The sequence below is a fragment of the Paenibacillus sp. S33 genome (genome assembly GCF_053615415.1).
On sequence record NZ_JBSIEZ010000001.1, the window covers coordinates 5479250 to 5503917 of the forward strand.

The following is a 24668-nucleotide window of genomic DNA, read 5'->3' on the forward strand; positions in this document are numbered from 1 at the left end:
TGAGGCTGTCTCATAAGGGGCGCCTTTATTTCGTTGTACCTTAGCACCCCGACTATAAGGAGAGCTGATTTCTGCCTAAAAGTTTTATTTTTGAGAATCAAGAATAAACATAGATGCATCTTGTCCCATGAATATTTTACTTCCGTTAAAAAAAGTTTTGGACTGGATATCTCTATATCCTATTTTAGTCATAATGTCAGTCAGCTCTTCTTGATTAAATCCGTTATGAACTATATCTGAAACTACTTTTTCATTTTTATTAAAATCTACGATTAGTAAATGTCCTCCTTCATTTAGAACATCAAATAGCCTTGATAAAACGAATTCAACATCATGAATATGGAGTAGAACCTGAGCCATAAAAATATAGTCCGCATGTAAATCCGTTAGACCTTCCTTTTCAAAATCAAAACATAATGTATCTGCATTCTGAATATGAAGATCAGTAATTTTTTGCTTTATTTGATTAATCATGTTTTGTGAAGTATCCAGAAAAAGCATAGAATTAAAATCATTTAACAAGCTCATTCCGACAAGGCCCGTTCCACACCCAAAATCAATAGCATTCTTACTATTAGCGTCAACTACATATTCACGAATGGCATCAGATGATACCTTTGCAATTTGAATTCTTTCAGAAGTGTCATATATATTAGCTATCATTTCAAACTTATCCGTATTTCCCATGATTACCTCTCCAATTTTCAACATTTTCGCCCTTATTTGTGATACGGTTCACCAACCTACCTGTAACGGCAAGTAAAAAGACCACCCCGCTAAAAGGATGGCCTTTAGGACTGCTAATCTATTCTAATTGCCTCGATATAAAGCTCGATTCCCACTTCATTTCCGACGATAACCCCACCTTTTTCCAGAGGCGAGTTGAATGTCAAGCCAAATTCATTGCGTTCGATACTGGCTGTTGAATGAAATCCTACACGTTCCCGGCCGCGAGGGTCCTTGTTAAGTCCTTCAAAAACGGTATGAAAAGTGATGGGTTTGGTTACTCCATGCAGAGTTAGATTGCCCGTAAGTTCATATTGCCTTTCGCCAGCAAGGACGCAGCTGGTGCTTTGAAACGTAATGGTTGGATACTTGGCTGCATGAAGGAAGTCGTCGCTCTTCAAGTGTTCATCTCGTTGCGATTGGCGAGTTGTGATACTATTTGCATCTATGGAGGCCTGAACACCCATGGTTGTTAAATCGTTGAGGTCAAAACTCAAGATCGCTTGGAAATGCTCGAATACTCCTTTGATTCTACTAATCATTAAATGCGTCACCGAAAACTCGACGGAACTGTGGTCCGGATCCACTTCCCAATTGATATTGCTCATAAATAAATTCCACCTCTATGATAAGATTTTGAGAAAGGTCGCCCCATCTCCAAACACTGCGCTATTCGCATACTCCTAATGTACAAAAAAGCTACTGACAACGGGATGTCAGTAGCTTTTTTTCATTTTTTTGTTTCCTCGTAAATCCGATTTCGGAATGTTCAGGCTCCGCCACGTCAAATTAAATCGAAGGTGAGCTGGATAATCCATGTACACCTTCTTCACCATTCGTCTTTGTCGAAATAATCATCTGGCAAATGCAGCTCTCGCAAACAACCGATAAATTTTTCTCTGAAATCCGGATTGCTTTTGTATTGCGGCCATACCTCCTTATAGTAAGGCAGCAACTTCTCATGTGGAATAATGCCCCAGTATAAAATCGAGTTATTCAGAACCTCCGGGCCGCCCCCCATCAACATCTGTTCAATGATCTCCCAGCTTCCCAGCTTGTTTTCGCAACTGCGCGCGGCATAGATGGCAGTGGTTTGCATTTTCGGGTCAGCGTGACACAAGAAAGACGCAAAGTCCTGGAGAGTAATCGCACCATAATCCTCCAAGATATACCCTGCATAACGCAACGTTTCCGGGTCGTAAATCTTGTCAAGCCTTTGCAAGATCACTGGAACAAAATCCGTTAAATTCGCAGTTTTACTGGAAGTATGTAGAATCTGTAAAGCTTGCAGAAAACCCTCATGCCCATCCGATTGCAACAGCTCCAGAAGATATTTTCTACCCGCGTCAAAAGAAGTTTTGCAGATGAGCCAAATGGCTGTGGTCCGATTTTTTGGGCTTTGCTCCGCAATATTCTTCAAAAAACCAAGGGTTGGCTGAGAGACTTTCTTAAACTTGAACATTCCATTAAGCGCTTTGGCTTGGATTTGTTCATTTGGAGCGCTCTGATAAATCTGGATCAGCGCATTCTCATCACCCGGCATTCGACTACCAAACCACCCGATATCATAATCCAGAATAATTTCATCCAGCCAGCGCTCGTACCAGTCCAGAAAGCTGTCTTCATAGACAAAGAAAAAAGGATGATCGGGATGAAAATCGGAGGTGTACACAATTCTCCCCCTGTATTTCCCTTCAAGTACGAGATACATGTCGTATTCGCAGCCTTGGGTGCCTATGCACAACATGCCGCCCAGCACCTTATTACAGGTGGCGTCGTATTCCTCATCGGGAATGTCCTCGTCCTTGGTCAGGGGCTCAATCAGATGGTTCCATTCCTCTTTGGTCATCCCGGGATGCAGAACGGATTTTGCAAGGAGTGCCTGGCGCTCGGTGTAGGAAGTTGCCTTTCCAATTGAATAGATTCCATAATAGGGTCCGGCGCCTCCGTTGCCGACTTTCGTTAAAAACAGCGCGTAAGGCTCAGGAAGTGTAACCTGATTGTGGGCTTGCCAGTCCGCCAGCTCTTTTGCTGTAAGCTTCTCTTTAACCCTATATTGATGTGAGGATGCTCCAAACACTGAGAAATCCGCGTCTTTGTGCATAGCTTGACTCAGTTTGTTTTTTATTCGATCCAGTTGCGTTTCTTTCTTCCTAAACCACATATTGAACCCTCCTGTTGACCATAGCCAGGTTTCCTTTGTTTGCTTATCCAGCAATTTTATTATTCTTTCTATGGGTCGTACCTCTTTAAAATGATATGTATCTTTAAGTAATCTTTCATTGTAGCTTCTCTTAAGGTCACCACTGAACCACCTTAGAGTACCACAGAAAAAAATCCATATGAATGGAATCCATATGGGGGCCAACACGAATTTGTTAGGAGACGGACACTTGGCAAATTTGATGACGAAGACCGTGATCATTTTTATTCTTGTTAGAAAGTGATGGTGTGAGCTAGCCCCCTTCGACCACTCAAAGGAGGCTTAAAGTCCACAGGGATACGATTATTCGTTATCCGGCGTGGCTGGACTGGCCGAGGGCATTAAGCCTTTAACGGCGCCGAGAAACGGGCGAATGGACTTGATCATACCGTAGCCCATCTTCACGACCGGGACAAATTTCTGGATCATGCCGAACAGCCGCAGACCCCCACCAAGCATACCGCCAAGCCCTCCTGCGCCCGCAGTAGAGCCGCCAAGGCCGCCTAACAGCGAGCCCATCATCGGCAGGAATGCCGACACCCTGGCGTCCGGCTTGCGGGAGCGCGAACGGCCAGACGGCTTGCGAGCGCCGCTTTTCCGGTTCCCGAGACGGACGCCCGGGGCATGCGCACCAGCTCTGCGTTTGAGAGATCGGGAATCTTGCTTCCCGGAAGAAGTGCGTGGGGGGACTCCAGCGCTGGCAAGTACCAACCCGCCGTAATTAACGTCGGTGATGTAGCCGACGTAGGTCTCTCCGCTGTGCAGGGTGACACAGACCGGACGGCCTTGAAACTTCTTAGCCCGTGCACGCATCTCTTTCGATTGTGCCATGGAAGTTCACCTCGCTCACTGATTATAATTCAGTTTACGCCAGGGGCGGGCAGCATGCTTGTGCGAATGGGACATACGCACGCCAAAAATCGCTTGATGATCTCGCCGCCATTCAAGTCCTCCCAAGAATAACACCGCTAACCACAGCCCCACACTAAATCAAGAGAATTGCCAAAAACCTGCTACTGGATGTTGTATCTCGGTCGTCCCCACTTTGGCGAAAATATATAGTGACCCAAAACCAAAAGACTACAACACTTTTACCGTCACTTGAGGCATGGGTTTTCGCTCTCCTACCTGGAGTTTCATCTCCATTAGAGCAAGCTCATTCAAGGTTCTAATTCAAGGTGCATCTTGGCTTCCGCCTCATCCCATGGCACCGAGTAACCCGCCCCCTTGGCGCAAAAGATGGAGGAGGATGTATACAGTGGGTCTGCCCCTTTGCGGTAGCCCATCCGCTCTATGACTTCCTCCGTATTATGGCAGCGATCGTAGCCGCTGAACACGCAGCGGATACTGCCTCGTCCATGCGTAAAGGAGGCGAATTCGGCGCTGTAGTTCATGAAAGTCGACACGGGCACCCTGCCCGTGACCACCGCTTGCGTTCCGGTTGTCTGCGGCGGATTAAAAATACCTGAAGCACGTCGAATATCGGACAGTACCCTGCCCATTTCATCAATAGCGACCTTGATTTTGAAATCGTAATAGGGCTCCAGCAGCACGTTGTCCGCCTTCTCCAGGCCCTGTCGTAGTGCTCGAAAGGCAGCCTCACGAAAATCGCCACCATGGGTATGTTCTTTATGCGCGCGACCCCTCAGTAGCGTAATGTTCACGTCGGTGACCGGCATGCCGGTCAGCAGTCCGTGATGCTCCCGTTCATAGAGATGATTCCGAATCAGATTCTGATAGCTGACATTCAGATCATCGGCATGACATCTGCTTTCGAACATGATGCCGTTGCCCCTTGCTCCCGGTTCAATCAGCAAATGCACTTCCGCATAATGCCTGAGCGGTTCGAAGTGGCCGTACCCTTTCACAGCCGATTGAATCGTTTCCTTATACAAGATTTCCGGTTGTCCAAAAGAGATAGCAAAGCCAAACCGCTCTCTAACAAGCTGCTCCAGCACTTCCAGTTGAATCAATCCCATGACGCGGATAGAAATCTCCTGCAATTTCTCATCCCAAACGACGTTCAGAGACGGCTCCTCCGCCTCCAGCGTGCGAAAAGCACCGAGCACCTTCTGTACATGTATCGAATTGTCGAATAATACCTTCGATTGTAACGTCGGTTCCGACTCGTAAGCTAACTTGTCCGATATCGCCCCCAGGCCTTGTCCGGCCTCTGCGGCGGACAATCCAGCAACCGCAAATAAATCGCCGGCTTCCACTTGCTCCACCGACTGCGATTTAAGGCCGTTAAACAAGAAGAGTCGCGTAACTTTTTCGTCATATTGAACCCCGCCGCTCTCGTAACTAAGCTCTTCTCTCACCTTTAGCTGACCACCCAGCGCCTTAATGAACGTGAGTCTCGCTCCGCCTGCATCGTGCCGAATTTTATAAACCCGCCCCTGGAATGAAGCATTCTTGTCATAAGTGGTTGTCGTCAGCAGATGCAGCTGATCCAGAAATTCAATGACGCCTGTATCCTGAAGCGCAGAGCCGTAAGCACAGGGGAAGAGAAGACCCGCCGCTATCATCCTCTGCAAGGCCTCTAGCCAGAAGCCCGAATCCTCTCTCCCCTCCAGGAATGCTTCCAGCAAGGCTTCGTCCCGCTCTGCCATGGCCTCCCGCAGCGGCTCGCCGACTATGCCGTCAGCGAAGCTCTGTGTAATGCAGCATACTTCCCCCGTCAACTGCTGACGGATATCCGCCTCGGTTCTGCCTGTATCCGCGCCAATCCGATCCGTCTTATTGATAAAGAAGAACGTCGGAATCCGGTGCTTGCGCAGCAGCTGCCAGACCGTCTCCGTATGGCCCTGGACACCTTCAACTGCGCTTACAATCAGGATGGCATAATCAATGACCTGGATCGCCCGCTCCATCTCCGGGGAGAAATCGACGTGTCCGGGCGTGTCTATTAAATAATAGCTGTCTCCTTTATATTCTATTACCGCCTGATCTGCAAACACCGTAATGCCCCTTGCCCGCTCGATGTCGTGGCTGTCCAGAAACGCATCCTGATGATCCACCCGCCCCCGCGACCGGATACTGTTCGTATGGTACAGCAGCTGTTCCGCAAAAGTTGTCTTACCTGCATCCACATGGGCGAACAGGCCAATCGTTAGTCGCTTCATAGAATCCCACTTTCAACGCTTCTTGTTAATACTGCTCATTTTATTAAAGCATAGAAATCGGGAGAGTGGGTAGGAGTTGGTTTTGAGAGAGGATCTTTTTTCATAGATAGAAGATAAAGGAAAAACTTCCCTTCGAATCTACACCATTTTAATCTGCAAGTTTCGCCCTGCTTATGATACAGTCACCGTGCTATCTACAACGGCAAGTTTTAGCTATCCCTTGTGGTGATGGCTTTTTAGACAGAAGCCATATAAAATCTAACGGTTGTGATGATCGCATTGAATGGAGATACGCATCAACACTTCCGAATAATTCACCATTCCCCCCTAGAGGTGAGACGGTACGCACGCATTTCATCAACGAGAGCAGAAAAGGAGCCATCCGTAGTCAGATAGCTCCTTTTCTTATTCTTAGTACTAATTATTCTTGTACAATTCGAAACCTGCTGATCATTTCGCTCACTTGTTGGCTTGATTGTTTCAATTGTTCAGCTGCACTATGCAGATGGGAATACGCCTGACTCTGATCGTTAGAAGCCGAACTTATCTCTTCTGTGGCAGAAGCTGCGTCTCGAGCTACATCAGATATCTTGATAATGGATGAGATGACCTGTTCCCTACTAACATTCATCTGCCCTATATCCCCATCCATCTCTTGAATCGAGCTGATGATTTCCTTTAGCATATCCATAATCGATTCAAATACCGTTCCCGACTCCTGAACAATAAGAGATTGGTCGGAGATAACCACCTCTGTCTGATTCATGACCTGCAACGTTTGAGAAACTTCTGCCTTGAGGCGTGCAATAGTTGCATTAATTCTCTCTGTTGATTCATAAGTCATGGTCGACAGCTTGCGAATCTCTGTAGCGACGACTGCAAATCCTTTTCCGGAATCGCCGGCACGCGCCGCTTCTATGCTCGCATTTAATGCGAGGAGCTTCGTTTGCTCGGATACTTCATTAATCGTCTGTACGATTGTGGAAATCGTAAGCATCTGTTCTGCCAGGCCTTCAATATGTTGTACGACCAGTTGGTTTGCTTCTGTCGTTTGGAGATTGTGATCCTGTAATTTCTTTACTTTATCCATGCCGCCTCTTAAGACGATTTCCGCCTCCGAAGACAAGCTGGTCATTTTTTTGTTCCTTACATTTACCTTTTCAATCGTGTCCGATAGCGCCATCGTTTCACGGCTCGTTGCCTCTGTCAAGGACGCTTGCTCGGAAGCACCAACTGCAATTTCATTAATGCCTGACGTCATTTCCTCGCCGGTTGCCGTTGTTTGTTCCGCAATAAAGGTAAGTTCATGAGCGGAAGTATTTACATGGCCAATCGATTGGCTTACTGTCGAAATGAGTTCTTTCATACGAGATACCATTATATTAAAATCAGCGGTTAATTCCCCAAGCTCATCCTGGGAGAAGGTACGTATATCGACGGCCAGATTGCCCTCCGCAATCTCTCGGACACGTCCGCGCAAATAACGGATCGGATGATGGATGGATCGGATGATCAAATAACCAAGCAACGATGAAGCGATCAAGCCTGCCAATGTTAAGAGGATACTGATCAATCGCAGGAAGCTGTATTGTTTTTGTGTGCTGTCCAACATGATTTGATTATCATCGTAGTACAGATCGCCTATGTGATCCAAAGCGTCTTCCATCTGGTCAAACTTTTCGTTGCCCTCCTCATAAGAAAGAAGATTCGCCCTTTCACGGACAGTTGAATCCTTTGATGATAATCCGTCAATCACTTTCTTGGAGACCAATTCATACGCTGCAACCGTTGCTTCGTAGTCTTGAATCAACTTTTCCTCATTATCAAAAATAGTTCCCATTGACTTATACTTATTAAGCTTCTTCTTTGCCGACTCCTTTTGTTTTCCGTAATCTTCTAGCTGTTTCAAAAATTGTTCCGACCCTGGTTCATAACTGTACAGCGATCGTTCTGCCAACAGCATCTGATATAGGTCGACATCTGCTGTACGAATGAGATCGATGACTTCCGCCCTAATACTGAGGCTCTCCTCAAGCGAGGATTGTACCCGCTTCAAATTGTAAATCCCAACGCCTCCGATCACAAGGCTGGTGATTACAGTAACGACGATCGTTAGAATTACCTTGTTCCTGATCGTCATCATGAACTTCATTCCTCTCATTATGCCTCACTCCCATCTAGTCCCTCTCGAGGTAACACGATGTACTTATTCAACATCGTTTGCCACTTTCTAAACATCAAAGTTATGCGGAAATCGTATAATTGCTAGAAACCAAGTTAAGAGCATAAATATCTATTACGCCCTCCATTAAAATCTCACTTACATTATTTGAAACAGCGGACATTTGATGAATTGCAGATTCAATCGCCTGACTCCTTTTGGGGGCCAGTTCCGATGCTACATCCACAGATTCCTTGACATGAATGGAACGATCAGCAATTTTGCGTAGCCTCCCCATCCATCTTCTGAACAAGCGTAACGCTGGCTTCGATGCTGTTCACCTGCGTCTGCGCTCCTTCGGCTAATTTTTCTGTAATGGACGCAACATGCTTCGTAGCTTGTCCCGTTTGTTCCGCGCTGGCTGTCAGCTCTTCCGATGATGCGGCAACCTGCTCCGCATTTGTGCCCACTTCCCGGATAATCCCGATACTTTACTATTCCTCATAAAAACCACTGCCCCCAGTTTGTCTAATGATGTCGAATATACAAGGAAACTTGTCGTAATTACTTTATCGGATTACTGCGCTGCTTTATTAACACATAACGAATAATGCCTATGCTAAACGTTACAATTATTAACTATAGTGTTATTATAAGGTTAATCATGAATTGCTAGAGTTAGTAAGGAAAGAAACTCTACATGATTGCGAGATGAAATAAAATGCGACAACTTTCATTAGGAAAATCGGGACCGCAGGTAAGCGCTCTATGTCTTGGATGTTTAAACTTCGGTACGAATACCGAGAAAAATTTATCGTATCGGCCACTGGATCAATATGAATAGTTGCATAATCACGGCCCCCAAATACTTCGCGGATTACCACTGGCGGAAGTAAAGTAGAGCCTGTATCAGATAAGTTCTTTAAGAAATCGGTCTTAGCATTATATTTCGATATTTTCGATTTTCAAGAAGTTGTTGAACTATTGAGGGAGAAATACAAGATTGCTAAAACCTACGAGGAAGTTAGTAAATCTGACAAATTCACCTTCTCTATCTATTTTGATAACGATTTGAATTTTCTAGCAGACAAATTGTTTTATACAATGAGTGGTTATATCCGCCAACAAGGTGAATTACCGAAAGATTTTTTGAAAGTTGAAAACGTATTTAGAGAAGATTTGAACAGCAAATTTGAAGAAAGTTTTCATACCACCATCTCTGAGCTTTTTCATAAATATCATATTTCTGCAGAAAGGCATACCTTGAATTGCTGAAAGAAGCAATGCTCCAGAAGTACTTTCATCCCCGTACCAAATGTCCAATACTCTAGAAACAGGGTATTATACCCTTCAAGGCTTCAAGCATCTGAAATTCACGGAATAGTTTATCCTTGTTAATGACTCTGGGACATCTTCAATATTCAAGACGTTCAACTTTAGCTTTTCTATAACTTTTAGAATAGAACTCATATGTAACCTCCTGTTTTGGAGCGATTCTTCCGGTTTGTTTCTCTGAAGACCGAATCAAATCCGACTACTTTTTCTCTTCTTCTTGTAAGGTGGCTGCCCCGCCTATTAAACAGGGGATCTCAATATAATCAATGTCCATCATCTTATCCTTCTCTGCATCATAATACTCCCCGAATAAAAACAATGACTCATTTTTCCTATTCAATAAATAGGGGATAATTTTTCCACAAAATTCTGTAACACTTTTAAACATACACTCTGGGGCAATCCCCGATTCATCGATAACTAACAATTCCTTGTGTTCAATACGAGTAGGGTTGCGATTTAAATGATACAGTTGAAAAGAAGTACCCTCACGATACGCTTCATAAATTGGAACTTCTATGATTTCGATGAAATCTCCATCCGTATAATTCAAAGTAAACTTTACGGTCATCTCTATTCTCCTTTCAACAAACCTCATCATTGTTATAGTCGTCGCTGCTTTTCAACTTCTTGGACTCAGCTTATCGAAGATTTCGTGATTCATAAAAACGATCTATCATTTGCTTTATTTTCATCGGAGTTCTCAACGAAACTTGCTTCCCATCTTCATCAAAGGTCAAATGTCCCTTAAATGCTTCTGGCATATCCTGATATTGTTTCTCGACTTGTTGATATACCTTTTCAAAACAGGAATACCCGTATTTTTTAATTAGAAGAGGAAACCCGAAAGCAGACCTTAGAAACTCATATTCATAGTAGTTATAAGGAGTTGTCTCTGCTCTTTTTATTAAGAGCTTTAAGAAATGATTGATGACCTTGTCGATCTCTTGTTCGGTAGCATATTGGGCCAGTCCATGGATCGTGAGTAGTTTCATATCTAAGTATCGTTCTTTTTTATAGGCTTTCTGAAAGAAATCCTTCAGTTCCAAATGTCTGCACCGGATTAAACCATACAGAATCTTATTTCGTAGGGCAATATTCTTCATTTTAAAATACAACTGCTCTATCAAACCTACTTCATCTGTTGTTAAAAGCTCATAGGCTAGATCATTTATTGTGCAGATAAACTTAGGATCATTTTCGCGAAGGGAGGCAGTCGTTAGGTACTTGATCGATTCCTTGTGAAGCTGTTGTCTATCATTTGGCATCTCTATCATCCTTTCTTCTAAACTATATCAAGCCATTTAAAATAATACACCTTAACTATTCAAGTGCTGCACATCTTACAGAGCATTTAAATATAGTATACTGTAGTAGTCTTTACTAATTTCCTAGATTCTACAGGTGGCTAACATGACTAATAAACTTATTTTTTAAAAAATAGGCTTTTCTTCACAGGACGCACAACAAATAGAGGAAGACTTGCTAACCAACCATCCCATTATCTACATTCTTTATAATCAGCACTCGCTCCAGGCTTATGTTGGCGAAACGGTTCAATTTAAACGGCGCATAAAAAAGCATTTGGGTAATCCCCAGCGCAAGGGCCTTAAGCAAACCATACTTATTGGACATAAACGATTCCACCAGTCTGCGACCTATAATATTGAGACTAATTTAATTAACTATTTGATCGCAGAAAATCGATACAGGCTTCAGAATGTCAGCCAGACGGTAAAAAGTGAGGTACACAATTACTATCGAAAGCATTACTACAATGAAGGTGTTTTCACAGAAATATGGGAAAAACTCAGAGATGAAGAAATTGTAAAAGAACCTCTTGAAAAATTAAAGAATAGGGATACCTATAAGCTCTCGCCCTTTAAAGAACTATCCGATCAGCAGTTTGAGATTAAGAATCAAATCCTTAATTTCTGCAAGAAAAATTTTCAAAAAACGGAGTCGCAAGTATTAACTATTGAAGGTGAAGCAGGAACCGGAAAAAGTGTGCTAATAAGTTCTCTATTTAATACTATTCAGGACTATGCCAATGACAGTGACTCTGTTCTCTACGGTACAAATAATTACTTATTAGTGAACCATAGCGAGATGCTAAAGACTTATCATAGTCTGGCTAAAAGCCTTCCTAATATAAAAAAGAACAAAGTTATGAAGCCCACTACATTCATTAATGATCAAAAAATAACGTCAGCTAATATTGTCTTAGTAGACGAAGCCCATTTGCTTTTAACTAAGGAAGATCGATATAACAACTTCAAAGGGAATAATCATCTCGAGGAAATTATTAAGAAAAGCAAAATAACGATCGTCATTTTTGACCCGAAACAGGTTCTAAGAATCAAAAGCTACTGGAACAAAAAAATGTTAAAAGAAATTACTGAAAAATATCATTCTAAAACCTTTCGTTTAGAAGATCAATTCCGAATGAATGCCAAGCCTGAGTTTGTTAACTGGATTGACAGCTTTGTATCAAAGAAGCTGATTAACATGCCACAAGTAAGTCAAAATACATATGACTTGCAGATTTTCAGCAATGCTCTTGAAATGAAGAAAGCGATTGAGGACAAAAACAAAAAGTTTGGCTTGTCCCGAATAGTTGCGACCTTTGATTATGAACACAAAAAGGATGGACAGATATACTACGTTAAGGCAGACGGATTGAAAATGCCTTGGAATATTCCAGTTAGCGGCACGACCTGGGCGGAGAAAGAGGATACGATTCATGAAGTAGGTTCTATCTATAACATTCAAGGCTTTGATTAAAATATGTAGGTGTCATACTAGGTCCCTCAGTCGGGTATGATGAACATACGAACCAAATCCTTATTGATACAACTAAATATAAGGATGTCGGCGCCTTTAACTCACGAAGTGATCTCTCTGCGCAGGAAATACAACAGGCTAGACAAGAGATCATTTTAAATTCAATTAATGTGTTGATGAAGCGCGGTATCCGTGGACTCTATATTTACGCTACAGACCCTAAACTAAGAAATAAGCTATTGTCCTTAGTTGAAAGGTAAGGAGCCGATGCACCAAGCATAAGCGGTGGTCCCATGAAAGGCCGCCGCTTATACTATTGCCTCGTAGCTTGCCTAGTTCCTTTATTTCTTCTGCTTGCCCTGCGGCTACTCAGTTATATAATAATTCAAAAATATTAAAGAAACGCATTTACAGGGTGGCAATACTTCGCCACAAACTATTCAATGTGTTTTCGCTGCTGTGATCCTATACTTCTACCTGTAAATAGCTAGGTTTACAAGCTCAAAAACCTGTGTAATTTTCTCTTGCCTAATTTCTCCTCGTTCTACTGCCCGATTCAGAACGATTGGCATGGCATTGTGACCCTAAAAAGCTCGCAGAAGTCCGTTTACGCCGACTTTGCCGCCAAACGTTGCCCTTCACAAACTCATGCCTGCCAAAGCGCCTTTCTAAGCCTGCTGCGAGTTTTTTCGAAAAAACTCGCTGTTACTTGTGTATACGGTTCAGCTTAACTGGGCTATCGGCGAAATGCGGAAAGGAGCTGGCAGTGACCAGCTCCTTTGATCGTTTATATAGAAAACCTTTTATTAATCATTATCCGTTAGTTAGTTCAAAAAGAGCCCTCTCAACATAGACGCCTTCTTGTCATTACCAATCGACATCTATATCCTTAATATCTTGAACACTTAAATTGCAAAGCTCCATACGGGCAGTCGTAACATTCCCTCGGCGTTCCTTACTATTTGGGTCTCCTCCAATAACTTTTACTAGGATCATTCCTCCACCATGTTTTTTCAAGGCTTCGGTCCCCCATGCTTCATACCAATCTGAGAAAGCTTCGGCAGTGGAAGGGCTTTGATATAACACAAAGATAGACTCGCCATCAACGCGGGATTTTATCTTCCTCGCATCCTCAGGCAGATAGAGAAGGATTTTAGCAAGTGCATCTTCCTTATTAATAAACGTCTCGTTTGAAAAGGACATTGATATTGAGTTGACCATTCCAATTTCATTGTCACTGTCGATTAATAGATCATCTTGATTATACGAGATGGAAAACATGTATTTCGAGTCAGGTGTTCCATACTTGTCCTTAAATGCTTGAAGAGGCCCGGCAAATAGAGGCTTAAGATCAGCTGTAGATTTCGCCGGTTTGGTTACCGATTGTGATTGGTTCAATACTTTTGCAGGCTGATCTGAAGGAACTGTAGAATTCACAATAAGTTGGGTGTCATTTTCAAACTGTGAGCTAGCAGAGGAAACTTCCGTTTCCTTTGAGTTTCTAATTAGATAACTAACAACGATTAATACAATAATGGCACATATCATCAAGTTCTTCCGTTTCATACTTCCTCCTTAATTGATGCCTTATAACAATTCGATCATATCATGGAAGTAGCGTTCACGAAAATTATAACGTTGTTCCTATCCTACCTATTGTATGATGTGCCCATATCTGACCATGATGGAGTTTATCGAACTTTCGTTGTATGTTGCAAGATCATGCGTAACGAGAAGGGGAACGCTGTGTTGGAATTTCCCCTTTGGTTTGGATTGATGGACAAAACGGAACATATTAACACTTTATATTGTGGCAGACCAGGAAAGGAGGCTGGCAGGTACGATGCATAAATACACTGTTATCTGATTACACTTCATCTTCGAAAATACTATCAGCCGGACGGATTCATGGCTTGGCGTGCACATGGTGCTTCCACACAGCCGGAAACCATTCTTCAGAACGTACTCACTCGCTTAACATTTCAGGACTAACTATATATACAGCAGTAGCTTCCACAACCCTGTACGCAGTTAAGATGAACAATTTGCGTCATTTGTGAAGGTTCAGCGTATCTTCTATAGAGCAAAACCAAAAGGATAATTGTAATCCTCTTGAAGCAACGTTTAAATGTCCATTTGAAATTCTGAATAGACGGCTTTGCACAAATACTTTGGTTTATGTTATCGCTCCACTAACACTATAATCTTGTAGAAAATTCTGGTATGATGCTACTAAAAAACAGAGGAGCTAGAATTATGTTAAACGTAGGAGAAATTATTAATGAACGGTATCAGATTACTAGAATAATTGATACCGACGGGGGAATGGGACAGGTTTGGGAGGCAATTGATCTTAGGCTTGATCGGAAAGTAGCAATTAAGACAGTAAAGGAACGATTTATTCGAGATAATCCTCAAGCTTCAACTATATTTCAAGATGAAGCTAAACTTGGTGCTAGTTTAATTGGGCATCCTAATGTGGTAACAATCTTAGACTTCGGGAAAATGTCAGGCAACCTCATTCCATATGATTTTATTGTTATGGAGTATGTTGAAGGTATGACAGCAAGCGAATTTATTGGTAATTATAAATCAAAATTAGACTCCGAGACATATTATCGCCTATGTCTACTAATTGCATGGGAACTTTGTAGAGCTATTAAGTATTCCCATGATAAAAATATTCTACATAGAGACATAAAACCATCTAATGTTTTTCTATCTAAATATGGAATAACCAAAGTAGGCGATTTTGGGCTAGCAAGGTTTATTGATGCTGCTACCAGAGCTCATAGTGTAAATCATTTTAAATCTGCACCTTATGCGTCACCAGAACAATGGACTGGTAAAAAACATTCAAGTGGTATTGATAAATATCAATTAGGTGCAACTCTATTTGAACTATTTACTGGAGAAGTCCCGTTTAATGTTCCAGCGCTTGCTCAAATGAATTGTCACCTACATACAGAGCCTAAATCGCCGAAACTGCTGAACAACATTATTTCCGATGATTTATCTAGTGTAATACTTAAATTGTTATCAAAAAAATCTACTGACAGACCAGTTCTTTGGGAAGTTAATGATGTTTTATCTAACGAACTCATCGGTACATACTCCATGATTATGTCTGTGCAGGATGAAAGCAAGAAAATTATTGATATCATCTGTGAGATCACTGAGTTCAGCGAGGAAGATTTAGCCCACGTAGACACTAGCTATTTTAATTTTCCAGACTTCAACGAGTGCCTTTCAGAGGGTTTCCAATTACTGTTATCCGGAATCACAAAGTTTAGTATCACCAAGAAAAGTTCATCAGGTACACCAACCAAGCCAGAAGCTTTAACACTATAAAATCCATCAGAGAATAAGTGGGGTAAACTTTGGCATCGCCGACTTTCCAGATGTTTTACCCTGCCAAATAAACTTGCCTTTACAGATGATACGGTTCTTCGTATCATCTGTAGGGCGAATGTCAGCCAAGAGTGACCGTAGCGTTCTATTGTTACACACAGGAATTAACAAACACCAATTAGTATCACTTAGCATTTGGGTAACACAAATAGAAAAACAATAAACAGGTTGTCTGTTTGTATTTTGGGAGTTATTTCATACCAAATATAGACTACATTCAATTTAGCATAAATTCGCCCTACTTATGATACGGCTCCCCTCGATTAATCTTCACTGCCCGATAAATCTGTTCCACCAGCACCAATCGCATCAGCTGATGTGGCAAGGTCATCCTTCCGAAGCTCAGCTTCTGCTGAGCACGGCGAAGGACTTCGTCAGAGAGACCATGACTGCCGCCAATGACGAAGACAACATGGCTTGTACCGTAGGTGCCGAGCTTGTCCAGTTCCTCTGCGAGTTCTTCCGAGCTCCACAATTTGCCGTCGATGGCGAGTACAATCACATGTGCCTCACTTTTCACATGAGCAAGAATACGCTCGCCCTCTCGTTCCTTGACCTGTCGAACCTCCGCCTCGCTCAGTGTATCGGGAGCCTTTTCATCGGCTACCTCGATCATTTGGAACTTGATGTATGGCCCCAGCCGTTTAGCGTATTCCTGAATGCCCATGACCAAATACTTCTCTTTTAACTTGCCAACACCTATAAGTTGAATAAACAATTTCCAAACCCCTATCTATGTCGAATGATAATGTAAAATCGTATTTACGATCCCTAACACGAAAAGATACCTTTAACATAGTTATTTTAGCACCTGAAACGTCTCTTACCTATCTATTTCCTCTCCACTACGAGCCTATTCCCTGTTCAGATTATAGCGGATCATTCATTTATGCTCTTCACAGTGAAATGTCTATCCGTTTCGTATTCATCAAGACACTGCATTAGTAGCTGCCGATATTGGCTGATTTGTTCCGCTGTCGCTGACTCACGCAATGATTCGAACAATGCTGTACATTTCTTAAATTGACCATCATTGCCCGACTGATCTGCTAGTTGCATCGCCCGCACAGTAAGTCCCACTGCATCCTGTAATCTGCCACAATTCCGATAGTACAAAGCCAAGTGATAGCAGTAGCTATAATAGTAAGATATGTTCTCTGCGTCTTCATAACTCCCGAATTCATCAATCTGCTCTGCAAACGTATGTAAAATATCCCCCACATCCAAATGATACATAAGCGCTGCCTGTAATATGGTATTCAGCCCCGGTAATATTTCCTCTAGATTATCCTGCAAAAAGGCTACGTATTCCTCGACAAGCTCTATATTTCCAGATAAAATATCTACTGCATATAAATTAGTCTTAGCTAAAAACTTGAACTCCTCGACAACCTGATTGTCTTCTTCCTCTAAATCCTCCATCCACCCTAGCTCAACATACTTATAGATGCACTCCCTTGCCTGCTCATATGCACCCTGGTTCTGGTGAGCCATTCCACACATCAGGTGACTGAATCCAAAATAATATACCAACGGACGTTCTAAATTGACATGCGGGATGGATAATTTCATTGCTTTATGATACTGCCGTTCTTCATAAATACGCTGTACACATTGGTACAAAATATCCGCCGTCTCCATCACCTTTTTCCAATTTTCAAAAGCCACAGCCATCTCTAACATTTCAACAATGATGTCCGGTTTGAGTGATTCCAGGATAGAAGTTCTCAAGAGTAGCCCCTCCTTATATTTCCATTTACAGCCAATTGTATAGAAAGAGAAAAAGGAGGTCAATATAAAAAGTACTTAAAAGTACAGTTTTATGTGTATTTATTTTGTATAAGATGGTCTGTAACGATATTCTCTCCTCTTCTAACCTTAAGTGGAGGTGATTACATGAGTTTACCAGAAAGTGTCGGAAACCGAATACGAGAACTAAGAAAAGCTAAAGGATGGACACAGGAACAACTAGCAGAAGCAGCAGGACTTCATTACAGTTATATTGGTGGAGTAGAACGTGGAGATCGAAATATTTCATTGGAGACGTTGGAAAAAATAATTCTAGCATTAAAAGTTCCACCCTTTGAACTTTTTCAATTCGATGAAAATACAGATCGAAAACAAATCATAAATGAGCTTATGTTACTCATAAATTCAAGAGAAACAACAGAGCTCGAAATTCTTACTACTATAACTAAAAATATTGTTAGTTTAGTTGAATTACAACAAAAAAAGAATTGAACAGTTCTCTTCTACCTGACTTTTACACTTCATCTTCCATAAGCTTGTTATGAGGTGGTTAATATGACAAAATTACGGAATTCGGTTGGAGAAAGAATTAGAACGATTCGGAAGGCTAAGGGATTAACACAGCAACAACTTGCGGAACTTTCAGGATTAGATGATGCATATATTGGATCGGTAGAGCGTGGCGAAAGAAACTTTTCGATTGATACCTTGGAGAAAGTGTTAACTGCCTTAAACGTGTCTATCAGTGAATTAATGTTTTCCAAAGAACATATGACTAAAGACGAAACTATTCGGCAAGAGGCGGTAGATGAGTTTGTTGCGTTGACCAGCAGATTGAATGAGGAGCAAATCGGCATTCTCAGACGAGTTAGTAAAGAAGTTTCACGAGCGTTCAAGTAAGTCATGCCATCCTAAAAAGCCTTAAATAAAACCAAAAAAGAGCACCGCACAGGTGCCCTCCATAAATCTTCACAAACATACTCAAGCGTACAACATAAAAAAGCTCACTTCATGTCCCAGTTGCTTCAGATAATTATAAATCTGCGAACGATGATGGAACACATGGGTCACAGTCTCAATCTGCCATTGAACCTGCAAATGTCCATGCTCCATATAAAAGGCTTTCGTCGAACGGTTCAGATAATCGTCTTCGCTAAGCGAAAGAATGTAAGCCTTATAGGCCTCAAAATTCTGCCTGAAAGTCGCAGCCAAGCGCTCGGGATCTTCCACCCCGGATAGGCTGGTTTCAATGCTTCCCACTTCACCCTCAGACTTCTCCTGCATTATCGCAAGATCCGAAGCTGGAATAAGTACAAAGTGATGTACTAACTCCAGTAGTGAGCGGAAATTTTCTTGCGGACGAAAGTTCCAATCCTCTGGGCGTATTTTACGGATCAATGCTTCCCCCGTCCGTACTCCCGTCTCCAGCTCATTTAGCAGATGATCTCGAACTTGCAGCGTTCCACTCATATTCACATCTCTCCTTTGCCATTCTTCTTTATATTTTGAGTATAGTCGATGCCTCTAGGCGTGTATTGTAAAAATCGGACAACTTCCGTAAATCCTTAGCCGCAGTAAGCGGAGAATCTCCATAAAACCTGCGAAAATCACGGATTAAATGCGCTTGGTCGAAAAAGCTGTGCTTCAATGCCAGCTCCGTCCAATCCAGACCCCCGCCGCTTTGGATACTGTGAAGAACGCTCTGGAAGCGGACGACTTCACTGAACTTTTTAGGGCTGATTCCGATCCATTGTCCAAACTTACGATTGATCTGCCTTTCACTGATCGCCTCACAGTCCGCAAGCTCCTTAATCCCCACACTCCCACCGCTCACAAAGATGCGATGCAGCAGGTTTTTCATCAGGTCACAATCGTTCGTACGTTGGCGCAGCAGAAGCTGGTTAAGATACTCATCCATTATGCGCACCCGTTCATTGAAATTCTGTGCTTCCAAAATGCGCTCACCTATGACGGCGATGCTTTCGGGCCAGAGATCTTCCAAGCGGTAATTACCGCCTGTAAACAAGTGAGTCGGCATCCCGTGAAAATAATGTGCCCCGCCCGGAAAAAATCGAACGGCAAAAATACGTGTCTCGGACCCTGCTTGTCTGGCAGACACAAACGGTTGCGTAAATGTCCCACAGTACGAGAGTTCCTGACGCTTACTCACCGGATCGTATTCTAATAGAATATCCGTACAGCCGTCAGGTAATACCCGCTCCATGGTTTCTTCCTGCGGCAAGCTTAACAAAGCGGTGTCTTCGCACGAAGCTGCTAGATTCTCTTCTACCACCCTATTAGCCGGACCGGACTCCCAATAACAGGCCACGTAAGCTTTCAGCGCAGCAGACGGCTTTTGTTCGATATAATACGTGGAGGGATCACTTCCATTGACTTGAAGCGGACGAAATAGGGAATGTAGCAAAGGGTCCATCCATCGTTCACTCCTGTCTCAGCACGTGATGGGAATAAATATAGCTCTATGTATGTAATAAATCCTGGTATACAAAAAGGACGTTTCTGCCGAAACGCCCGTGCTTGTTTTTTAGACGACCAAAAACTCTGCTTTCTTCTCACATTCCTTGCACTTCACTGGAGGGTCCCAATCCGAAAATTTCGTTTCCTTGAGATCGACGACATCCGGTGCATCCTCGTATTCATCGACGAACATATCAATTGCCAGTTCCACATGCTCTTTACATACCACGTACATTCCAGTTGCATCCCTTTCCGTTTGAAGCTCTTCCTGTTGTAAGTGTGTCAAAACTGCCTTCTTTTGTTCTACCACACTTGACGCGGAAAGGAAAGTGCTTGCCCACTATCCCTGACGTTTGGTCTTAAAAATGAGGAAATTACTGACGTTCAGGTCTTCGTGAAAATGGGGATATTTCTCCAACATTTCGGCAGACGGCTTGGGTTCGATCATCCCTTCCAACAGTAAGCCTGCCTCAATAATGGTCTGTACATAGCTGCCCAGCGTACGGTGAAAGTACAAAAACTTTTCTTCCTGATCATAAGGCATATCTTGCTCCAATGGGCCTTCGTTGAAATATTGATCCACTTTCCAATACAGCTTTTTTCCTGTCTCATCCTTCACCCAACCACTCTGCGGTGTCTGAAAGCATGGATGCAGAATAGAAAAAATAAAGCGGCCCCCTGGAACTAATAACCGCTGCATTTCGGCAATCGCCTGCTCATAATGGGCCAAGTCCTGGATGACCATATTGGACACGATCAGATCAAAGCTCTGGTTCCCGAACATCTCCAGCTTCTCCAGATTACCGTGGTGGTATGTAATTCCCAACGCTGACGGCGTTCGCTCTCTTGCAAGCTTCAGCATCTCTGTCGAGTAATCGACGGCTTCCACCGATGCACCCGCCTTGACCATTTTCCGGCTCAGATAACCTTCGCCACAGCCGGCATCCAGCACTTTTTTGCCCCCGAGGGTTCCCATACAAGCTTGCAATGCCGGATTCAGCAGTACTTCACGAGATCGATCTCCTTCCTCAGTGTACTTGGCAGTAAAGTTTTCTGCATGCATATCCCAGCGTCGAATGGCCTCTTCCGTGTCCCACTTATTCATATTCATCTCCTTCTTTCTTTTGTATTTACAAATCCGATGCTATACTACAATCCACGTAGGGCCATAGATTCTACACTCATTTCTGTATTTTTTCAATAATAACGCTTACAAAATTAAAATATCTAATTAACACATGATTTTTACATGAATTATACAGGTATTCCATATTCAAATAGTGTGGTAGTGTTTTATTGGAAAGCGCTTTCAAAAATAACTTTGTAAAGGGGCCTGTTATGTTAAAACGAAGACCCGTTTCATTGCTGTCGTTGACGCTTGCCATCACCCTATTGTTATCTACGTTCGCATCCGTTGCCGCTGCTGCCGAATCTGACGGACAAGCACCGCAAACTGCGGCTGCGAGCAGCATGCAATCGTATGTAGAAGCCATGCAGCCTGGATGGAATTTAGGAAATTCTCTGGATGCTGTCGGGGCGGATGAGACAGCCTGGGGCAATCCGCGCATTACCCAGGCGTTGATCCAGCAAATTGCTGCCCAAGGATACAAAAGTATTCGTATTCCCGTCACCTGGGATAAGCACATGGGAGGCGCACCCAACTATACCGTTGAGTCTGCCTACATGAACCGTGTGGAAGAGGTTGTTCGCTGGGCACTGGATGCCAATCTGTACGTCATGATCAATATCCATCATGATTCATGGACGTGGATAAGCAGTATGGAGCCCAAACATGATGAGGTGCTGGCTCGCTATAACGCGTTATGGACACAAATTGCCCAGCGCTTTAAAGATCAACCTAACAAGCTGATGTTTGAAAGTATTAACGAACCCCGTTTCTCCGAAGGAGGGACTACGGATGAAGCAAAAATGAATCAGATGCTCCATGAACTGAATGTATCCTTCCACAAAATCGTCCGCGCCTCCGGCGGTAAAAATGCCACTCGCCCCCTTGTTCTGCCTGGCTTGGATACATCACCTGCTCAGGCCAAAATCAACGAGCTGTACAACACGATAACCAAGCTGAACGATCCCAACCTGATTGCAACCGTCCACTATTATGGCTTCTGGCCTTTCAGTGTGAACATTGCCGGATATACTACATTTGAGAAAGATACCAAGAACGATATTGTTCAAACCTTTGATAACGTCTATAACACCTTTGTAGCCAAAGGTATCCCGGTCATTATCGGTGAATACGGCCTACTCGGCTTCGATAAAAATACAGGCGTTATTGAACAGGGCGAAAAGCTGAAATTCTTCGAGTTCCTGACCTATTATATGAAGGAGAAGAAAATAACAGGTATGCTCTGGGATAACGGCCAGCACTTGAACCGGACAACGTACAAATGGTCTGACCCTGAACTCTTTAATGTCATTAAGTCCAGCCTAAAAGGACGTTCCTCCAATGCAGCTAGTGATCTCATTCACTTGAAGAAAGGCACCTCTGCTCAGGACACCAAGGTCACTCTAAACCTGAACGGCAATCAGTTGAAATCACTCCATACCGGCAGTAAGCAACTGAAACAGGACACCGACTATACGCTGAGCGGAGACACATTAACACTAAAATCCAGCTTGCTCACCAGCCTGACCACCTCCGGTAAGTATGGGGAGAATGCCGTCATTACCGCTAAGTTTAACAAGGGGGCAGACTGGAATTTCAAAGTAGTCGTGTATGATACTCCAAAATTAAGTGCTGTCGAAGGGACTACACAAGCCTTTACCATTCCAACGGACTTCCGTGGTAGCCAGCTTGCCACGATGGAAGCCGTGTATACGAATGGTGGCAATGCCGGTCCACAGGATTGGACACCGTATAAAGAATTTGGCAATACCTTTGCCCCTGCCTATGATGCCAACGGTATCAAGCTGTTACCTGAATTTTTTAATAGTGTAAAAGATGGCGACGTCACGCTGAAGTTCCACTTCTGGAGCGGCGATGTGGTGACATACAAGATCACCAAGAGCGGAACCCGTGTGACGGGAACGACATCTTAATCTAAGGCGCAGCAAAAAATCGAAAAAGGCGTTCCCGGAAATGAGCCGGAGAACGCCTTTTTATAGTTAAGCCTATAAGTTAAACCTTAGCCTTCCGGCTTATCTGTTAATTTTAACGTCACCGATTCTTCCTTGCCTGCCCGGTAAAAAGTAACTTTCAGCTCATCGCCAATCTTCTTGTTATCGTACAAGTAGCGACGCAAATCAAGCGTAGAGTTAATCGGTTCGCTATCAAACGCAGTAATGACATCGTTCAGCTTCAAGCCAGCTTCCTTGGCAGGACCGTGGGCTTCCAGAACGACTGCTCCATTCTTCACGCTGTCCGGCAGCTTGAGCTCCTTGCGCTGAGTTTCATCCAGCGGTGCATATTCATTATTGAGATCGACCGTGTATACCCCCAGATAAGGGCGGGTGATCTTGCCGTCCTCAACCAGTTCATCCACCGTCTTCATCACCTCATTGGCGGGAATGGCGAAACCAAGTCCCTCAACACCTGTATCAGCGATTTTCATCGTATTGATGCCAATCACACGTCCGTCCAGATCGACCAGCGCGCCGCCGCTGTTTCCCTCATTAATCGCCGCATCGGTCTGGATGACATGCTGCTCCCAGTCATACACGCCATCCTGGTTAATGGAAATCGGAATGATTCGATTCGTATAGCTCACAATACCAGAGGTAAGTGTGTCTCCCAAGCCGAGCGGGTTGCCAATAGCAATGACAGTCTCGCCTAGACGAAGTTTGCTGGAGTCGCCGATATCCGCTACCGTGCTAATGCCTTTATCGTCAACTGCCAGCACAGCGATATCACTAATGCGATCCTTTCCGACCAGCTTTGCCTCTTTTCTGACACCGTCCACCGTTACAATATCCAGATCATCCGATCCTTCGATCACATGGTTGTTCGTCATAATGAAGGCTTTGCCCGAACTCACTCGGAAAATGACACCCGATCCAAGCGCGGATTGTTCCGTGCTGTTACCGTCTTCCCCTTTCAGGTTTACGATGCTGACGACGGCTGGGCGCACCTTGGCAGCCGCCTGCACAATCCGGTCATACGGATCACCCGCTGCTTGCCGCAAGGGATAGTGACTGGCTCCGGTTACCGCTGTAGTGGAGGGCAGACCTGTAATAAAGCTGAACAGAAGCACAGCAACCACTGCACTGACTGCACCGCTAATGACAGCAGCTTGCACCGGACTTACTCCACGCTTCCTGTGTGGCCAACGTCCCCGTCCTCCACGGCGCGCCTTAAATGCCATTTTTTTAGCCGCACGTGTGGATACCTTCGTTGAATAAAAATCGTCCTCAAACAAGCCCATGCTAATCCTCTCCCCTTCGTTGTCATGCACCGACACTCACTAAAAAATTAGGGCTATTCGGGCTTGCGCCAACCTATGCTACAGAGAACCTGCTCCGTTGAACATCTCAAATGGATTGAATATCCCTTATCATCGGAATCCAGCAACCAATCGTTCCGGCCTACTTATTAATCACCACAAATGGTGCCTTCCTAAGCAACCGAATCTCATAAATTAGCATACACGCCGAATCTGACTCCGAATAGAGGAAAAAAGAGGAATGATTTCCAAACCAATGGACTACAATAGTAACAAGTCTTCTATTCTATTACAAA

Annotated in this window: 22 protein-coding genes and 1 pseudogene; 6 read left to right on the forward strand and 17 right to left on the reverse strand. The window is 43.6% G+C overall.

Translation table 11 applies throughout. The features are described 5' to 3' along the window. Positions 1–84: 84 nt before the first annotated feature. The 7 genes from ACWGXJ_RS24900 to ACWGXJ_RS24930 form a co-directional block, all read right to left on the reverse strand. Entirely contained in the window at positions 85–687 is a 603-nt protein-coding gene (locus ACWGXJ_RS24900) for a class I SAM-dependent methyltransferase (protein ID WP_254326347.1), read from the reverse strand. Between the two features lie 113 nt (positions 688–800). Continuing rightward, the gene (locus ACWGXJ_RS24905; protein ID WP_452567817.1) at positions 801–1334 is read right to left on the reverse strand and encodes a YceI family protein; all 534 of its coding nucleotides are present in this window, start codon (positions 1332–1334) and stop codon (positions 801–803) included. Between the two features lie 221 nt (positions 1335–1555). Further along, positions 1556–2890: an SMI1/KNR4 family protein gene (locus ACWGXJ_RS24910; protein WP_250267051.1), complete on the reverse strand. Its 1335-nt coding sequence runs from the start codon at positions 2888–2890 to the stop codon at positions 1556–1558. Between the two features lie 342 nt (positions 2891–3232). Next, positions 3233–3760 (reverse strand): hypothetical protein, encoded by a 528-nt coding sequence (locus ACWGXJ_RS24915; RefSeq protein ID WP_452567818.1) that lies wholly within the window; start codon positions 3758–3760, stop codon positions 3233–3235. Between the two features lie 329 nt (positions 3761–4089). Beyond that, entirely contained in the window at positions 4090–6054 is a 1965-nt protein-coding gene (locus ACWGXJ_RS24920) for a GTP-binding protein (protein WP_452567819.1), read from the reverse strand. A gap of 421 nt (positions 6055–6475) precedes the next feature. After that, entirely contained in the window at positions 6476–8215 is a 1740-nt protein-coding gene (locus ACWGXJ_RS24925) for a methyl-accepting chemotaxis protein (RefSeq protein WP_452567820.1), read from the reverse strand. Positions 8216–8487: 272 nt separating this feature from the next. Beyond that, entirely contained in the window at positions 8488–8685 is a 198-nt protein-coding gene (locus ACWGXJ_RS24930) for a hypothetical protein (protein ID WP_452567821.1), read from the reverse strand. 514 nt (positions 8686–9199) lie between these two features. Here ACWGXJ_RS24930 and ACWGXJ_RS24935 point away from each other — a divergent pair. Then, a complete protein-coding gene (locus ACWGXJ_RS24935; RefSeq protein WP_452567822.1) occupies positions 9200–9490 on the forward strand; it encodes a hypothetical protein in 291 nt (96 codons plus the stop codon). Between the two features lie 259 nt (positions 9491–9749). Here ACWGXJ_RS24935 and ACWGXJ_RS24940 read toward each other — a convergent pair whose 3' ends face one another. Beyond that, positions 9750–10121 (reverse strand): hypothetical protein, encoded by a 372-nt coding sequence (locus tag ACWGXJ_RS24940; RefSeq protein ID WP_452567823.1) that lies wholly within the window; start codon positions 10119–10121, stop codon positions 9750–9752. A 70-nt stretch (positions 10122–10191) separates the two neighbouring features. Beyond that, entirely contained in the window at positions 10192–10818 is a 627-nt protein-coding gene (locus ACWGXJ_RS24945; protein ID WP_452567824.1) for a hypothetical protein, read from the reverse strand. Between the two features lie 172 nt (positions 10819–10990). Here ACWGXJ_RS24945 and ACWGXJ_RS24950 point away from each other — a divergent pair. Beyond that, positions 10991–12594 (forward strand): annotated as a pseudogene (locus tag ACWGXJ_RS24950) (DUF2075 domain-containing protein). Between the two features lie 607 nt (positions 12595–13201). Here ACWGXJ_RS24950 and ACWGXJ_RS24955 read toward each other — a convergent pair. Next, the gene (locus tag ACWGXJ_RS24955; RefSeq protein ID WP_452567825.1) at positions 13202–13900 is read right to left on the reverse strand and encodes a hypothetical protein; all 699 of its coding nucleotides are present in this window, start codon (positions 13898–13900) and stop codon (positions 13202–13204) included. A 690-nt stretch (positions 13901–14590) separates the two neighbouring features. Between ACWGXJ_RS24955 and ACWGXJ_RS24960 the strand changes: the two genes are divergently transcribed. Then, positions 14591–15685: a serine/threonine protein kinase gene (locus tag ACWGXJ_RS24960; protein ID WP_452567826.1), complete on the forward strand. Its 1095-nt coding sequence runs from the start codon at positions 14591–14593 to the stop codon at positions 15683–15685. A gap of 298 nt (positions 15686–15983) precedes the next feature. On the opposite strand, the gene rlmH is transcribed toward ACWGXJ_RS24960, so the two are convergent. Both rlmH and ACWGXJ_RS24970 read right to left on the reverse strand, forming a co-directional pair. Beyond that, positions 15984–16463 carry a 23S rRNA (pseudouridine(1915)-N(3))-methyltransferase RlmH gene (gene rlmH / locus ACWGXJ_RS24965; protein WP_013312768.1) on the reverse strand — a complete coding sequence of 160 codons (480 nt, stop codon included), beginning with the start codon at positions 16461–16463 and terminating at the stop codon, positions 15984–15986. Positions 16464–16624: 161 nt separating this feature from the next. Continuing rightward, complete coding sequence (locus ACWGXJ_RS24970; protein WP_452567827.1) at positions 16625–17476, reverse strand: DNA-binding protein; 852 nt, start codon at positions 17474–17476, stop codon at positions 16625–16627. Positions 17477–17641: 165 nt separating this feature from the next. Here ACWGXJ_RS24970 and ACWGXJ_RS24975 point away from each other — a divergent pair, with 165 nt between their 5' ends. Together ACWGXJ_RS24975 and ACWGXJ_RS24980 are read left to right on the forward strand one after the other, a co-directional pair. Then, positions 17642–17986, forward strand: a complete 345-nt coding sequence (locus ACWGXJ_RS24975) for a helix-turn-helix domain-containing protein (RefSeq protein ID WP_452567828.1) — start codon at positions 17642–17644, stop codon at positions 17984–17986. A gap of 63 nt (positions 17987–18049) precedes the next feature. Then, positions 18050–18394, forward strand: a complete 345-nt coding sequence (locus ACWGXJ_RS24980; protein WP_250267064.1) for a helix-turn-helix domain-containing protein — start codon at positions 18050–18052, stop codon at positions 18392–18394. A gap of 81 nt (positions 18395–18475) precedes the next feature. Here ACWGXJ_RS24980 and ACWGXJ_RS24985 read toward each other — a convergent pair whose 3' ends face one another. From ACWGXJ_RS24985 to ACWGXJ_RS25000, 4 genes are all read right to left on the reverse strand, one after another. After that, entirely contained in the window at positions 18476–18964 is a 489-nt protein-coding gene (locus ACWGXJ_RS24985) for a DinB family protein (RefSeq protein ID WP_452567829.1), read from the reverse strand. A gap of 28 nt (positions 18965–18992) precedes the next feature. After that, the gene (locus ACWGXJ_RS24990; RefSeq protein ID WP_452567830.1) at positions 18993–19928 is read right to left on the reverse strand and encodes an AraC family transcriptional regulator; all 936 of its coding nucleotides are present in this window, start codon (positions 19926–19928) and stop codon (positions 18993–18995) included. Positions 19929–20039: 111 nt separating this feature from the next. After that, positions 20040–20207, reverse strand: a complete 168-nt coding sequence (locus tag ACWGXJ_RS24995) for a CxxH/CxxC protein (RefSeq protein ID WP_013373879.1) — start codon at positions 20205–20207, stop codon at positions 20040–20042. Between the two features lie 105 nt (positions 20208–20312). Continuing rightward, the gene (locus ACWGXJ_RS25000; RefSeq protein WP_452567831.1) at positions 20313–21077 is read right to left on the reverse strand and encodes a class I SAM-dependent methyltransferase; all 765 of its coding nucleotides are present in this window, start codon (positions 21075–21077) and stop codon (positions 20313–20315) included. Between the two features lie 233 nt (positions 21078–21310). Here ACWGXJ_RS25000 and ACWGXJ_RS25005 point away from each other — a divergent pair, with 233 nt between their 5' ends. After that, positions 21311–23032 carry a cellulase family glycosylhydrolase gene (locus ACWGXJ_RS25005; protein WP_452567832.1) on the forward strand — a complete coding sequence of 574 codons (1722 nt, stop codon included), beginning with the start codon at positions 21311–21313 and terminating at the stop codon, positions 23030–23032. Positions 23033–23118: 86 nt separating this feature from the next. On the opposite strand, the gene ACWGXJ_RS25010 is transcribed toward ACWGXJ_RS25005, so the two are convergent. Then, a complete protein-coding gene (locus tag ACWGXJ_RS25010) occupies positions 23119–24354 on the reverse strand; it encodes a S1C family serine protease (protein WP_452567833.1) in 1236 nt (411 codons plus the stop codon). Positions 24355–24668 lie beyond the last annotated feature (314 nt).